Origin of the sequence: Enterobacter sp. S-33 (assembly GCF_028735835.1) — a bacterium.
Classification (GTDB): domain Bacteria; phylum Pseudomonadota; class Gammaproteobacteria; order Enterobacterales; family Enterobacteriaceae; genus Enterobacter; species Enterobacter vonholyi.
Genome location: NZ_CP117838.1, coordinates 2,946,438 through 2,959,955 on the forward strand (window position 1 = coordinate 2,946,438; position 13,518 = coordinate 2,959,955).

Annotated in this window: 13 protein-coding genes; 5 read left to right on the forward strand and 8 right to left on the reverse strand. The window is 55.4% G+C overall.

Going from position 1 to position 13,518, the window contains the following annotated elements; all coding sequences use genetic code 11:
* Positions 1-239: 239 nt before the first annotated feature.
* Complete coding sequence (locus PUP35_RS14045) at positions 240-1,040, forward strand: mannosyl-3-phosphoglycerate phosphatase-related protein (protein WP_133294725.1); 801 nt, start codon at positions 240-242, stop codon at positions 1,038-1,040.
* Here PUP35_RS14045 and dgcQ read toward each other — a convergent pair.
* The 3 genes from dgcQ to PUP35_RS14060 all read right to left on the reverse strand — a co-directional run bounded on the left by dgcQ (position 1,025) and on the right by PUP35_RS14060 (position 3,971).
* Positions 1,025-2,725 (reverse strand): cellulose biosynthesis regulator diguanylate cyclase DgcQ, encoded by a 1,701-nt coding sequence (dgcQ, locus tag PUP35_RS14050; RefSeq protein ID WP_274240298.1) that lies wholly within the window; start codon positions 2,723-2,725, stop codon positions 1,025-1,027. The genes PUP35_RS14045 and dgcQ overlap by 16 nt on opposite strands.
* 73 nt (positions 2,726-2,798) lie before the next feature.
* Positions 2,799-2,981, reverse strand: a complete 183-nt coding sequence (locus PUP35_RS14055) for a YodC family protein (RefSeq protein WP_008500307.1) — start codon at positions 2,979-2,981, stop codon at positions 2,799-2,801.
* A gap of 78 nt (positions 2,982-3,059) precedes the next feature.
* Positions 3,060-3,971 (reverse strand): DUF808 domain-containing protein, encoded by a 912-nt coding sequence (locus PUP35_RS14060; protein ID WP_008500306.1) that lies wholly within the window; start codon positions 3,969-3,971, stop codon positions 3,060-3,062.
* Positions 3,972-4,149: 178 nt separating this feature from the next.
* On the opposite strand from PUP35_RS14060, the gene yedA reads away from it, so the two are divergent.
* Positions 4,150-5,064 carry a drug/metabolite exporter YedA gene (gene yedA, locus PUP35_RS14065; protein ID WP_115875733.1) on the forward strand — a complete coding sequence of 305 codons (915 nt, stop codon included), beginning with the start codon at positions 4,150-4,152 and terminating at the stop codon, positions 5,062-5,064.
* On the opposite strand, the gene PUP35_RS14070 is transcribed toward yedA, so the two are convergent.
* From PUP35_RS14070 to PUP35_RS14080, 3 genes are all read right to left on the reverse strand, one after another.
* Positions 5,036-5,527, reverse strand: coding sequence for a very short patch repair endonuclease (locus PUP35_RS14070; RefSeq protein ID WP_115875734.1), 492 nt, complete (start codon positions 5,525-5,527; stop codon positions 5,036-5,038). The genes yedA and PUP35_RS14070 overlap by 29 nt on opposite strands.
* Complete coding sequence (locus PUP35_RS14075; RefSeq protein WP_274240299.1) at positions 5,508-6,923, reverse strand: DNA cytosine methyltransferase; 1,416 nt, start codon at positions 6,921-6,923, stop codon at positions 5,508-5,510. Before PUP35_RS14075 ends, PUP35_RS14070 begins: the two co-directional genes overlap by 20 nt.
* A 61-nt stretch (positions 6,924-6,984) precedes the next feature.
* Entirely contained in the window at positions 6,985-7,686 is a 702-nt protein-coding gene (locus tag PUP35_RS14080) for a phosphohydrolase (protein WP_274240300.1), read from the reverse strand.
* Positions 7,687-7,970: 284 nt separating this feature from the next.
* On the opposite strand from PUP35_RS14080, the gene ompC reads away from it, so the two are divergent.
* Positions 7,971-9,077, forward strand: a complete 1,107-nt coding sequence (ompC, locus tag PUP35_RS14085) for a porin OmpC (RefSeq protein ID WP_127731530.1) — start codon at positions 7,971-7,973, stop codon at positions 9,075-9,077.
* A gap of 53 nt (positions 9,078-9,130) precedes the next feature.
* Here the strand turns inward: ompC and PUP35_RS14090 are convergent, their stop codons facing one another.
* On the reverse strand, positions 9,131-9,994 hold the full coding sequence (locus PUP35_RS14090) for an N-acetylmuramic acid 6-phosphate etherase (protein ID WP_127731532.1): 864 nt from the start codon (positions 9,992-9,994) through the stop codon (positions 9,131-9,133).
* A 165-nt stretch (positions 9,995-10,159) separates the two neighbouring features.
* Here PUP35_RS14090 and PUP35_RS14095 point away from each other — a divergent pair, with 165 nt between their 5' ends.
* Together PUP35_RS14095 and dcuR are read left to right on the forward strand one after the other, a co-directional pair.
* Complete coding sequence (locus PUP35_RS14095) at positions 10,160-11,776, forward strand: sensor histidine kinase (RefSeq protein ID WP_115875739.1); 1,617 nt, start codon at positions 10,160-10,162, stop codon at positions 11,774-11,776.
* Positions 11,773-12,492 carry a two-component system response regulator DcuR gene (dcuR, locus tag PUP35_RS14100; protein WP_045908149.1) on the forward strand — a complete coding sequence of 240 codons (720 nt, stop codon included), beginning with the start codon at positions 11,773-11,775 and terminating at the stop codon, positions 12,490-12,492. The genes PUP35_RS14095 and dcuR overlap by 4 nt, the downstream gene beginning before the upstream one ends.
* Here the strand turns inward: dcuR and PUP35_RS14105 are convergent.
* The gene (locus tag PUP35_RS14105) at positions 12,473-13,435 is read right to left on the reverse strand and encodes an FAD:protein FMN transferase (protein WP_271369448.1); all 963 of its coding nucleotides are present in this window, start codon (positions 13,433-13,435) and stop codon (positions 12,473-12,475) included. The genes dcuR and PUP35_RS14105 overlap by 20 nt on opposite strands.
* Between the last annotated feature and the right edge of the window lie 83 nt (positions 13,436-13,518).

Consider the following 13,518-nt stretch of genomic DNA (forward strand, 5'->3'; position numbering starts at 1 on the left):
TGAAAATTCGTTACACCAGGAAATCTGATGTACAAGCCACACTATCCCCAACGAATTTGTCTGACAAGCATATATTCTTATGATGAATATAATATTTTTAACATAATGCTTTTCGCTATGAGCAATAACGTACGCCGAATGCGGGTTTGCCAGGGAATACTCTCATTTCTCCTGTTAACAATTCGGTTATTTTTTAGGAATTTTCTTAGATAAGGACGCAGCCGTTACCGGGAGCCACTATGCCTTCACTGCGGGATAACTTGCTGATTTTTTCTGACCTGGACGGCTCGTTGCTGGATATTCATACCTATGAGTGGCAACCCGCCATGCCCTGGCTGGACAAACTGCTGGATAATCAGATTCCGGTCATTCTCTGCAGCAGCAAGACCGCGGCAGAGATGCTGGATATCCAGCAGGATCTTGGGCTTGAAGGCTTGCCTTTTATTGCCGAGAACGGCGCGGTGATTCAGCCTGACGTGCGCTGGGATAAGGTTCAGCGCCAGACCAGAGGGATGACGCACCGGGATATTCGTCCTCGGATCGAGCAGATTCGTCTGCAGACGGGCTTTAAATTCACCACCTTTGACGATGTGGATGAGCACGTTATCAGCGAGTGGACCGGGCTGACGCGCTACCGTTCGTCGCTTGCCCGCAAGCATGAAGCGTCCGTCACGCTCATCTGGCGCGATACCGACGAGAAAATGGTTCAGTTTGAAGAGGAACTGGCGAATATCGGCCTGAAATGCCTGCAGGGTGCGCGGTTCTGGCATATTCTGGACGCCCGCTGCGGCAAAGACGTAGCGGTGAACTGGCTGATTGAACAGTATGGCGAGCAGGACGAGATCGAGCCCACCACGCTGGGGCTCGGCGACGGTCCTAACGATGCGCCGCTGCTCGACAGCGTTGACTTCGCGGTGGTCATCAAGGGGATTAACCGCCAGGGCATCACGCTACGGGATGATAACCCTGCCCGCGTTTATCACACCCAGCAGCCCGGCCCGGCAGGCTGGCGGGAGGGGCTGGATCACTTCCTGTCCTGATCTCGCCACATGACCCGGTTACGCCCGCTCTGCTTGGCCTCATAGAGCCGGACGTCCGCCACGGACTGCAGCTGCTCAAAATCGTAGTTACCCGCTTCATCCGCGCTGCTGACCCCCAGCGACGCGCTGATGCGCAGGGTCGTGCTCTTCTTCACCAGGATCTCCTTACTGTTGATTCGGCAACGAATGCGATCCGCGACGCCTCTCGCCTCCTCCAGACCAATCCCCGGCAGGACGACGCAAAACTCTTCCCCGCCCACACGCCCTGCCACATCATTCTTGCGTAACGCGCTGGCAATCAGTCCTGCCGTGTGGGAGAGCACCTTATCACCGGCCTGATGGCCGAAGCGGTCGTTGATGTTTTTAAAATGGTCGAGATCGATCTGAATCACCGAGAACGGCAGCGACTGCTGGCGACAGGTTTCTGCCAGCATTTTTGCGCGGTCGAACAGCGCGCCGCGATTATTCAGTCGCGTAAGCGGATCGTGCCAGGCCTGCCACTGGAGGGAGTGCTGAAGCGTATACATGTTACTCACCATCCGGCGGATCACCAGCCACGAGATCAACAGCATGGCGGTAAAGAGCGCCCACAGCAGCGCCAGTACGATACTGATGCTACCGAAGTCGTCCTGTACCCCTTCATGCAGAGTGTGGATCCGCAGGACGACGCCATCGAAGTGATCGAGCCGCTCCCAGGTAATAAACCGGCTCCCGAGGCGGATACCGCCGCCGGTATCATGCTCAATCGCCTGGGCAATCTGCGCCGCTTCGCGTTCGTCAAAATGGTTAACCGGGCTTCCCGCGTGGGCTGAGGTGGCGATCATATTTAGCCGGGTATCGTACAGCTGATACTCTCCCTCCGTTCGATCTTCCGTCGCATCGGCCAGCAGACGCTGCATCGTGCTCAATGTAAAGTCCATCGCCACGACGCCGTACCAGTAACGATCGAAATAGATGGGGACGCTGGCGGTGATCGTTCGTTCATCCCCGGTCCAGGATGAAGGCGTGGAGATAAACCAGCGCACGGCGCGGGCGCGGTTGTTACGTTCTGACTGTTGGGTAAACCAGGACTGCGTGACCAGATTATAATAGCGGGCGGTAATATCACCCGCCCGATCCGGCGTATCCGTGGAAAGGAAAAATCCGGCGCGGGAGACGTAGATCACTCGCGCTTCCGTTTGAGCTCTCGACGACGCCAGTCTGAGCAAATAGCCCACTTCGAGCGCGGCAGAAATTTCATGGCTTATGCGTTCAGCGTCCCGATTGAGAAGCGTGGTTTTTTCGACAAAGGCGTCCGAGACCCCGTTAATGGGAAGGGTACGTTTTTTATCAACGGCAAGCTGCCAGGTGGGGAGCATGCGGACGGTATTAAAGCGTGACACCGCATCCTGTAAGACTTCAAAGGCCAGCGGCGTCTCGATTGCGTCATGCATGCCCTGGCGAAATAACAGCAGCCTGTCGATGCTGTTCTGTAACTGCCTGTCCAGAGAGCTGGCCACCGTATCCAGATGATTGCGCTGGCTGGAGATGTATGCCTCTTCCAGCACCACCACCTCACGCCAGGTAAGTAGAGTGGAAAATACCAGAACGATCAGAAAACAGAGATTAACAATCCGCCCCGGATTGCTACGCTTATGCAGCCATTGCAAAAAAGATTGTCTTACAACAAAGGTATCGCGCTGCACACACACTCCATGATCGCTACCTAACACCCAGTACTAGAGATAAAAACGCCCGGCAAAGCCGGGCGTTATGTGATTAAGCCTTGTCCCGCTTGTGCTGCCCGTCACCCGGCTGAAGCTCATCTTCACGGAATGCTTCCCGCTTGATGCTATAGCCATCGTGCCACCGGCATTCCACCATTCCGCTGGAATACCCGGTGACGATCATACGTGGGCCACCCTTTTTAGGCTTAACTTCATCACTGACCAAAAAGACCATACCTGCCTCCTGTATCAGGGTGAAACTGTTTCAATTTAGACGAGGAATGGTCTTTTTGCATCCTGCCGCGGGTAACAATTAGTGCGACGTGCCGCGAATTTTCTCAACCAGCTTCACCGCCGCGACGACGATAGCGCCAATGATAAAGCCCAGCACAAGATTCAGCAGCGTAGGCAGAATTGCCGCGATAACGGCCCCCTGCGTGGAGGAGAAATGTTCGATGGCATGGTGCAGCGGCGCAATACCGTGAACCACAATTCCGCCGCCCACGAGGAACATCGCCAGCGTGCCCACCACCGACAAACTCTTCATCAGCCAGGGCGCCAGCACCAGCAGGCTTTTGCCGATGCCTCTTGCTACCGCGCTCGACTTTTCTTCCAGCCAGTAGCCAATATCGTCCAGCTTGACGATCAGCCCCACCAGACCGTACACGCCCACGGTGACCAGAATCGCAATGCCGGAGAGGATCAGCACCTGGTTCAGAAGCGGCGCGTCAGAGACAATCCCCAGCGTAATCGCGACGATTTCCGCAGACAGGATAAAGTCGGTCCGAATGGCGCCTTTGACCTTATCACGCTCGAAGGTTTTCGGATCCTGCGCGGCCAGCGCTTCAAGACGCTGCTGGCGTACCTCCGGCGTATCGCTCTGCTTGCGCGCGCTAAAGGAGTGGAGCACCTTCTCCACGCCCTCGAAGCAGAGAAATGCCCCGCCAATCATCAGTAACGGCGTGATGGCCCAGGGAATAAACGCGCTGATCAGCAGCGCCAGCGGCACCAGGATCACCTTATTCAGGAAAGAGCCTTTCGCCACGCCCCACACCACCGGCAGTTCACGGTTTGCCCTCACCCCACTCACCTGCTGAGCGTTAAGCGATAAATCATCGCCCAGCACGCCTGCGGTTTTCTTCGCCGCCAGTTTCCCCATTACTGAAATGTCGTCCAGTAAGGTGGCAATATCATCCAGCAATGTTAATAAGCTACTTCCTGCCAAAATCTTAATCCTTCATTTTTTGGTATTTAAGTGAATAGTATGGAGCAAAAGCGCCAACCCGGAAACAGGCACCTTACGTCAACAAAAAATTCACATCTGCCAAACAATTAAAGGGCTCGCCAGCGCGATAGTTTTCGCGTTTACTATCAGCGAACTTTTTATTTCGTCGTGAGGGATTATGCGTTTCCGGCAATTGCTACCGCTCATCGGGGCACTCTTTTCGCTGTACATCATCTGGGGGTCAACCTACTTTGTCATTCGCATCGGCGTGGAGAGCTGGCCGCCGCTGATGATGGCGGGCATTCGCTTCCTCTCGGCGGGCATCCTGCTGCTTGCCTTCCTGCTGCTGCGCGGGCATAAGCTTCCCCCGCTGCGTCCGATGCTGAATGCCGCCCTGATCGGCCTGCTGCTGCTGGCTGTGGGGAACGGATTTGTGACGATTGCCGAGCACCAGAACGTACCGTCCGGGATCGCCGCCGTGGTCGTTGCCACCGTACCGCTGTTTACCCTGTGCTTCAGCCGCCTCTTTGGTATCCGCACCCGCAAGCTGGAGTGGCTGGGTATTGGGATTGGCCTTGCTGGCATCATTCTGCTGAATAGCGGCGGTAACCTGAGCGGGAATCCGTGGGGTGCAGTCATCATCCTGATTGGCTCGATGAGCTGGGCGTTTGGTTCCGTGTACGGTTCGCGTATCGAACTGCCTACCGGCATGATGGCGGGCGCAATCGAGATGCTTGCCGCCGGGATTGTACTGCTGCTCGCCTCCATGCTTACGGGAGAAAAGCTGACAACCCTGCCGCCGCTGTCGGGCTTGCTGGCGGTAGGCTACCTGGCGCTGTTCGGCTCTATCATCGCCATTAACGCCTATATGTTCCTGATCCGCAATGTCTCTCCGGCTGTCGCCACCAGCTACGCCTACGTTAACCCGGTCGTGGCAGTGCTGCTCGGGACAGGACTGGGGGGAGAAACGCTCTCTCCAGTGGAATGGATTGCATTAGGGATCATTGTGTTTGCCGTCGTGCTGGTCACGCTGGGCAAATATTTGCTGCCGGCAAAACCGGTAGTCACGCCTTGCGAGGCGGAGAAACCGTAAGCAGGTGAATGCCCTGCGTGTCGATCTGCGCGGTCTGGCCGCCGCCGCAGATCCACTCTTCAAGCCGTTCGGTCAGATCGGTATCATTCAGCTTTAATCTGCCTCTCAGCGCACACTCCCAGACAATCAGCACCCGCCAGCCCTGCTCAATAAGCGTCGAGAGGTCCCGCTTGTCGCGCTCGACGTTTTTAGCAATCTTATCCAGCCAGAAATCGGTGCGCGTCGCGGGGACTTTAAACAGGTAGCAGTCGTGATGGTGCCAGAAACAGCCGTGGGTAAAGATGATGCACTGCCAGGCGTCGATGACGAAATCCGGGCGTCCCGCCAGGGTGGGATCCTGCACGCGGAAGTCAAACCCCGCCTGCGTCAGCAGCGCGGCCAGGCGCTTTTCAATCGCAGTGTCACGCGTGCCGATGGCACGCATGTTTTTGCTGCGCGTCGCCTTATCGTGAACGTCCGTCATTGACGGCCTCACTCTGGCGGAGCGCCACCGCCTGCCTGATGCGCGAGGCCAGCAGCTTTGCGACCGCCGCAAACGCGGGAACGACCACCGAATTACCAAACTGGCGGTACGCCTGGGTATCCGAAACCGGAATCCGGAAACCGTAGCCCTGCGGCGTTTCAAAGCCCATCAGCCGGGCGCATTCCCGCGGCGTTAAGCGTCGCGGACGGTGACGCTGGTTGTGCGGATCGTCGAAATCTTTTTCACCCAGCGCTTTGTCCCAGCCTCTGTCGATCAGGATTTCCGCGCCGTCTTTGTAGTAGCGAGCAGACAGCGTGCGGGTGACGCTGTGCGGATCGTTAGGGTTTACCATCCCAAAGCCGAAGCCGTTGCCTTTCGCCTGGTGCTTCTTGGCATAGCGGTAAAGGTATTTCCACAGCACCGGGGTCAGGATAAATTTCGCGTCGACGACCGGTTCAAGAAGATCGGCCACGGTGGGACGGCGCTCGGGATACAGAGAAGGAATATCCCGCAGGGTGAAATCCCCTTTCAGATTGAGATCGCGGCGGAAGCCCACCAGCACGATACGTTCGCGATGCTGGGGCAGGAAATGTTTCCCATCAATGATTTTAGGATCGTCCGCGCCCATGTCCTCTGAATCGGCCACGTCATAACCCAGCTCATCCAGGGTTTGCATGATAATGCGGAAGGTTTTCCCGCCGTCGTGGCTTTTTAAGTTTTTGACGTTTTCCAGTACAAAAATGGCCGGACGACGGGCGTCAATAATGCGCGCCACATCAAAAAAAAGCGTTCCCTGCGTATCGCAGGCGAAACCGTGGGCGCGTCCAAGGGCATTCTTTTTGGAGACGCCCGCCAGCGAGAAGGGCTGACAAGGGAAGCCTGCCAGCAGCACGTCATGCGCCGGGATCGTCTGACGAATGTGCTCGGCGGCCTGTTCATCGCTCACGCCGCTTTTATGGCTCAGGGTCACATCGCGGATATCCGCGTTGAAATGATGCTCGTTCGGATCGCAGTACCAGTTAGCCTTGTAGGTGCGTACGGCATGTTTGTTCCACTCGCTGGTAAACACGCACTGTCCGCCGATGGCTTCAAAACCGTGCCGGATGCCGCCGATACCGGCAAAAAGATCGATAAAGCGGAAGGCATAGTTCGGGTGCGCGGCAGAAGGACGCGGAAGCAGGTTTTGCAGATAACGATACTCGCCTTCACTCAGGCGACGCCCTGCTCGCTCGCTGGTCAGCAGGCGTTTAAGGATCGCCGGGCTCCAGTGGCTCTCGCCGTGCGCCACCAGCAGGCTGGCCAGCGTTTTAGCATCATAGATATCCAACAGCTGGCGCAGTAAGGCCTGCACCGTTGCCGTTGATTTCTCAGCCTGCGCGGGCGCGGGCTCTGTCACTGATCGATTTTCCTGCATTCTTTTAACCGGAGAATAAAGACTGGAAACAGATTACCACAGTTCAGTTGCGCAAACTGCGACGGAAGTGGCTCAGCACCTGGCTATCCAGCCCGAGGCAGTCGCCGTGTAATTCGGCGCTGAGTTTCGCCATAAACTGGATCAGGAAATCGGCATTGTGACGTGCCAGTTCGCGGCCCATGTCCGTTTGCATTGTATCAGGCAAACGCAGCAGCTTGGTCTGAAAATGGTCGAGGGCAAACGCACGGTCGTCGAGGGGACGCGCATCGGCGAAGGGATCGTTAGCATCAAAAAGCGACACGCCCAGCGCGCCCGAGACGGCAAAAACGCGCGCCAGGCCGATAGCGCCTAACGCTTCCAGCCGGTCTGCATCCTGCACAATTTTGGCCTCCATGATCTGCGGCGCAATCCCGGCGCTGAAGCTGTGCGCCTCAATCGCGTGCCCGACGGCGGCAATATGCTCTGGCGGAAAGTCCGGGAAGTCGTGGCGCAGAATGTCGCTCGTCTTAAGCGCCGCGAGCCGTGACGACCGGCTGCGTTCAGGATGGTTTTTCGGCAGGCTGACAATATCGTGAAAATAGCATGCGGTCAGAATCACCAGCGGCTCGACCATGTGGTGAACCATGATTTTTTGCGCCGTCATCCAGACCCGACGAAAATGCGAAATATCATGTGCGGTATCGTCGGTGCTGTGATTCTCCTCGAGCCAGTGCTCAAATCGTTGCTGCCACCGGGCAAGTTCCATCGTCATGTCCTGTCGTCTAAAAGAGAAAGAATTATAACACAGGCAAATTAAACTAATTAAAAAATAGAAATTCGAAATACTTAATAATAATTACACCCTATAAATTCAAGCAACTAATTCACAGGAAAAATAAAGAGACTAATTGAAATATTTAGCAATATTTAAAAGGTTTTAATTACATTTGTTTTTAGAACTAAATAACACATCCTGGAATAGGATCCACCCTGTAATTGCGGAGAGCGATTACATATATTCATATAAATTATCTTTCAAGGGAATATATAATGAAAAGAAAAGTTTTGGCAATTATTGCACCTGCATTATTAATTGCAGGCATAGCAAATGCGGCTGAAGTTTACAACAGCAATGGCAATAAACTCGACCTGTACGGTAAAGTAGATGGTCTGCATTATTTCTCTGACGACACGGGATCAGATGGCGACGTAAGCTACGTTCGTCTGGGCTTCAAAGGCGAAACGCAGATCAACGACCTGCTGAGCGGCTATGGCCAGTGGGAATATAATATTCAGGCTAACAAAACAGAGAACTCAGGCAATCAGTCATGGACACGCCTTGGCTTCGCTGGTCTGAAATTTGGTGAATACGGTTCATTCGACTACGGTCGTAACTACGGCGTGGTTTACGATGTTGAAGGCTGGACCGATATGCTGCCTGAGTTCGGCGGAGATTCCTATACCTATACCGATAACTTTATGACCGGCCGTACAAACGGTGTTGCAACCTACCGTAATAATGATTTCTTTGGTCTGGCTCAGGGCCTGGATTTCGCTATTCAGTATCAAGGCAATAACGAAAGCGCCTCTAACGATCAGGAAGGTACTAACAATGGCCGTGATATCCGCAAAGAAAACGGAGACGGTTGGGGTATTTCAACCTCCTACGATTTCGGTATGGGATTCAACGCCGCCGCTGCATATGCTTCATCTGACCGTACCAACGACCAGGTTACCAAAACAACAGCCGGTGGTGACAAGGCTGACGTCTGGACTGTTGGCTTGAAATACGATGCCAACGATATCTATCTGGCAACCATGTATGCAGAAACCCGCAATATGACGCCTTACGGTGACTTCGGCGTTGCTAATAAAACTCAGAACTTTGAAGTGACAGCGCAGTATCAGTTTGATTTCGGCCTGCGCCCTGCGGTCTCTTTCCTGATGTCTAAAGGTAAGGATCTGAATTCCTTCTACGGAAGTGATAAAGATCTGGTGAAATATGCTGACGTGGGTGCGACCTATTATTTCAACAAAAATATGTCCACCTATGTTGACTACAAAATCAACCTGCTGGATGAAGATGACAATTTCTACAACGCGAATGGCATCAGCACCGATGACATCTTAGCAGTCGGTCTTGTTTATCAGTTCTAATCCCCAAAATACCAAAGGCCGCAATTGCGGCCTTTTTTATTTCTTCATTTTTATTATGGCGCTTCCTGCAGCGCCACCCGAATAAACCCGTTATTCTGCGCCAGCAGTTCATGGGCCTTCCACGCATCCAGCCCTGTGAGCACCATCAATACCGCCGTTTTACAGTGATGGTTACAGCTCTCCAGCGCGGCTTTTGCTTCAGCCCGGGAGCATCCCCCCGCTTCCATCACGATGGCGATTTGGCGTTCGGCCCATTTGGTGTTGCTTGCCTCAAGATCCACGCGCAGGTTGCTATAAACCCGTCCGGTCCGAACGGCCAGCCCTGTAGCGATCATTGAGAGGATCATTTTCTGCGCGATCCCCGCTTTGGTGTTGATATAGCCTGCGACGACATCGGCACCCAGCTCCGGAGCGATAACCATGCTCGCCAGATGCGCGGCTTCACTTTGCGCATCGCCGGTAATGATGGCCACAGGCGAACCCAGCGACCACGCATGGCGCATTGCCCCCCAGACCCACGGCGTTTTTCCGCTGACGGTCACGGCCAGCATCATATCGTGTTCACCAAACTTAATGGCCTGCAGATCGGCAACGCCGCGCTCGTAGCTCCCTTCCCCTTCTTGTGCCGTAACGGCAATCACCGGGGTTTTGCCCGGCGCATACTCATCGGTAACCTGTTGCGCAACGCGCCCAGACGGCCCCTCGCCAACGATGACCAGGCGACCGCCGTGGCTGAGCGCCGCGGCGGCGTTGTCTACCACGCGTGCAATAGTATCTAAACAGGGGGTAATAGCAGCAGAAATGAGTGCATCATCCTGGTGAATGACTTTCAGCATGTCCAGCGTGGACAATCTATCAATATTCATCGTGCTGGCGTGCCGTCTTTCCCTGACCGAACCGGTAAGCATAACGCTCATAAACAGCCTCCTTATTATGAGTACCCACACACTATAAAGTGTTTTATATAGATGACCTGCGAGGAGGGTCACGAAAAGAGGACCAAATCCACGCCTTTACATGGCTTTAAGAAAAGCGCGTCATCGGCGATAATTACCCCCTTTCTTAATCATCGCGGAGTGTTGATGAGCGATTTGCAGCCTTTCCTTCCGACGCGCAAGCGCCCCATGAAACTCAATACGCTGGTCACGCTGATGGTGTGCGCGATTATTGCCTCTGTGCTGCTGGTGGTCTTTGCGCTCTACTCCGTACAAATCACCCGGGCGACCCGTGATGATGTTAAAGATACTGCGCTCGGCATTGCCCGCACCCTCGCCGACAGCCCCGAGATACAGCGCGGCCTGATGCAGGCACCGCAGGAGAATATTATTCAGCCTATCGCCCAGGCGGTGACGAAGCGAAACGATCTGCTGTTCACCGTGGTCACCGATATGCGCGGGATCCGCTATTCACACCCGAACGAGGCGCTGCTGGGGCTGCATTTTATCGGCGATGATTTAACCCCTGCGCTGGAAGGCAAAGAGAACGTATCGGTTAACCGGGGCGCGCTCGCCGAAGCGCTGCGCGTTTTTACGCCCGTCTACGACGGCCAGCACGAGCAGATCGGCGTGGTGGTAGTCGGTATCTCCCTGAATAAGGTTGAAGAGCAGATTGCCCGCGGGCGGCTAAACGCCGTCTGGACCATTTTATTCAGTATTTTTATGAGCTCCATGGCAATTTGGGGTCTGGTGCGGGTACTGAAACGCATCCTGTTCGGGCTCGAACCTTACGAAATTTCCGCCCTGTTCGAACAGCGTCAGGCAATGCTGCAGTCGCTTCGCGAAGGGGTTCTGGCCGTCGATATTCACGGGCGCGTGACGATGATCAACCAGACCGCCAGAGAAATATTGCTTCTCCCCTCCGGCAAGCAGACCGAAAACGCCAGCGCGCCCCTGCTGGCCAGCCTGCGTGACGTCTCGAAGACGGGCGTTGCGCGCCAGGATCAGGAGATCAGCTGCAACGGTAGGCTATTGCTGTGCAACATGGTCCCCGTGAAAAGTCAGGATCGGGTGATCGGCGCCATCACCACCTTTCGTGATAAAACGGAAATCAGCCAGCTGATGCAGCGTCTGGACGGCATGGTTAACTACGTCGATGCCCTGCGCGCCCACACCCACGAGTTTATGAATAAACTGCATGTGATACTCGGCCTGCTGAATATTAAGCGCTACGACAAGCTGGAAGAGTACATTCTCCAGACGGCACATCATTACCAGACGGATATCGGTACGATACAGAGCAAGGTAAAATCCCCGGTGGTTGCCGGGTTCCTGCTGGGTAAAATCAACCGGGCGAAAGAAGCGGGCGTCACCCTGACGCTGGCGGATGAAAGCCAGATACCGGATACCGCAAGTGAAGAGCAGGTCGCGGTGCTGATCACCGCGCTGGGCAACCTCATTGAAAATGCGCTCGACGCGATGGAAGGACAGCAGGAGGGCGAGATCGGCCTGCTGCTGCATTATCAGAACGGCTGGCTCAGCTGTGAAGTCAGCGACGATGGCCCCGGCATTGATCCCACTCAGCTGGAGTCTATTTTTACAAAGGGCTTCTCAACAAAAGGTGAAAACCGCGGCGTTGGGCTGTTCCTTGCTCGCCAGCAGATTCAGAACCTTGGCGGCGATATCTCCGTCGAGTCTGAGCCCGGCGTATTTACCCAATTTTTTGTTCACATCCCCTGGGACAGCGAGAGGAAAATCGCGTGATAAATGTGTTAATTGTCGATGATGACGCCATGGTGGCCGACCTCAACCGTCTGTACGTCAACCGCGTTGAAGGCTTTACCTGCTGTGGCGTCGCCTCCACGCTAAACCAGGCCGAGGCCATCATTAATGACCCCAGCCATCCTGTCGATCTGGTGCTGCTGGATGTCTATATGCAGCAGGATAACGGGCTGGATCTGCTGCCCGTCATTCGCGCATCCGGCCGCCCAATCGACGTGATCATGATCACCTCGGCCGCCGACGCCGCCACGATCCAGACCTCCATTCACTACGGCGTGGTGGATTATTTGATCAAGCCGTTCCAGTTCCCGCGCTTTGAAGAGGCGCTGAACGGCTGGAAGGCAAAGCACAGCCTGATGGGGTCGCATCAGTATTACGAGCAGGCGGACGTCGACCGTCTGATCCACGGCGGGGCACCGGAACTGGCGGACAGCAAAAAGCTGCCGAAAGGGTTAACGCCGCAAACGCTTCGCACGATTTGCCAGTGGATTGACGCACACCCGGAGACGGAGTTTTCTACCGACGATCTGGCAAACGCGGTCAATATTTCCCGCGTGTCCTGCCGCAAATATCTGATCTGGCTGGCGCAAATCAATATTCTGTTCACCAGCATTCACTACGGCGCCACCGGGCGTCCGGTGTATCGCTACCGCCTCCAGCCGGAGCAAACGGGCCTGCTCAAGCAATACTGTCAGTAACGCGGTAGGTATCATCCAGCAGGGTAAAGCGGAAGTGGTGTGCTGAAGAGAACACCACTTCTTTTGTTTTGGTCACAAAGATCGCTTCTATGTCGGGACGCGCGCGCAGCGCAGCGCGGCCCTTCTCCACGCCCATGCCGTACATCAGCGTGGTCCAGATATCGCCGTCGATGGAATCTTTTGAAATGATGGTCACGCTGTCCAGTTCGTTATCGAGCGGGTAACCGGTGCGCGGATCGAGAATGTGGTGATAGCGTTTGCCGTCTTGTTCAAAGTAGCGCTCGTAAGTTCCCGACGTGACGACGGACAGGTTCTCTACGACCATCGTGCCGATCAGCGCATCCCCGGCGAACGGTTTTTTCAGCCCAACGCTCCAGCCCCCTTCCGGGGAGCCTAAGGTCTGAATGTTTCCGCCGAGGTTAATCAGCCCCAGCTCCGCGCCCTCTTTATGCAGGTAATCCCGCACCCTGTCGGCGATGTAGCCTTTGGCAATCGCCCCCAGATCGATCTCCATCCCCGCCCGGGTCAGAAACACGCTGCTGCTGGCCTCATCAAGGAGAACATCCTCGGGGCGGGTAATCGCCAGCAGCGAGGCGATTTCATCGGCAGGCGGAACGCTGTCCCCCTGAAAGCCAATTTTCCAGCGCTTCACCAGCGGACCGATCGCCAGGTTAAAGGCGCTGTCCTTGAGCAGGCTTGCCGCTTTTGCACAGCGGATCAGATCAAACACCGGCCGACTGACGGTGACCGGATGCTGGCCCGCCGCATGGTTGATGTCCATCACCTGCGAGCGCGCGCGGTTGACGGTGAGCAGGTCTTCATACTGTTTGATCAGGCGAAACACGCGGGACGCGAGGGCTTCGTCATGGGAGAAGAGCTTCAGGAGGATGGGAGACCCCATCAGGACGGCGGAGTAGCTGTAAACGCGATGGCTATCAGGCATGGCAGGAGTCCTCAGCTGTAGCCCCCGGCTGGCACCGCGCCGCCGGGGAAAATGCCGGATAGCGCTGCGCGTATCCGGCCTGG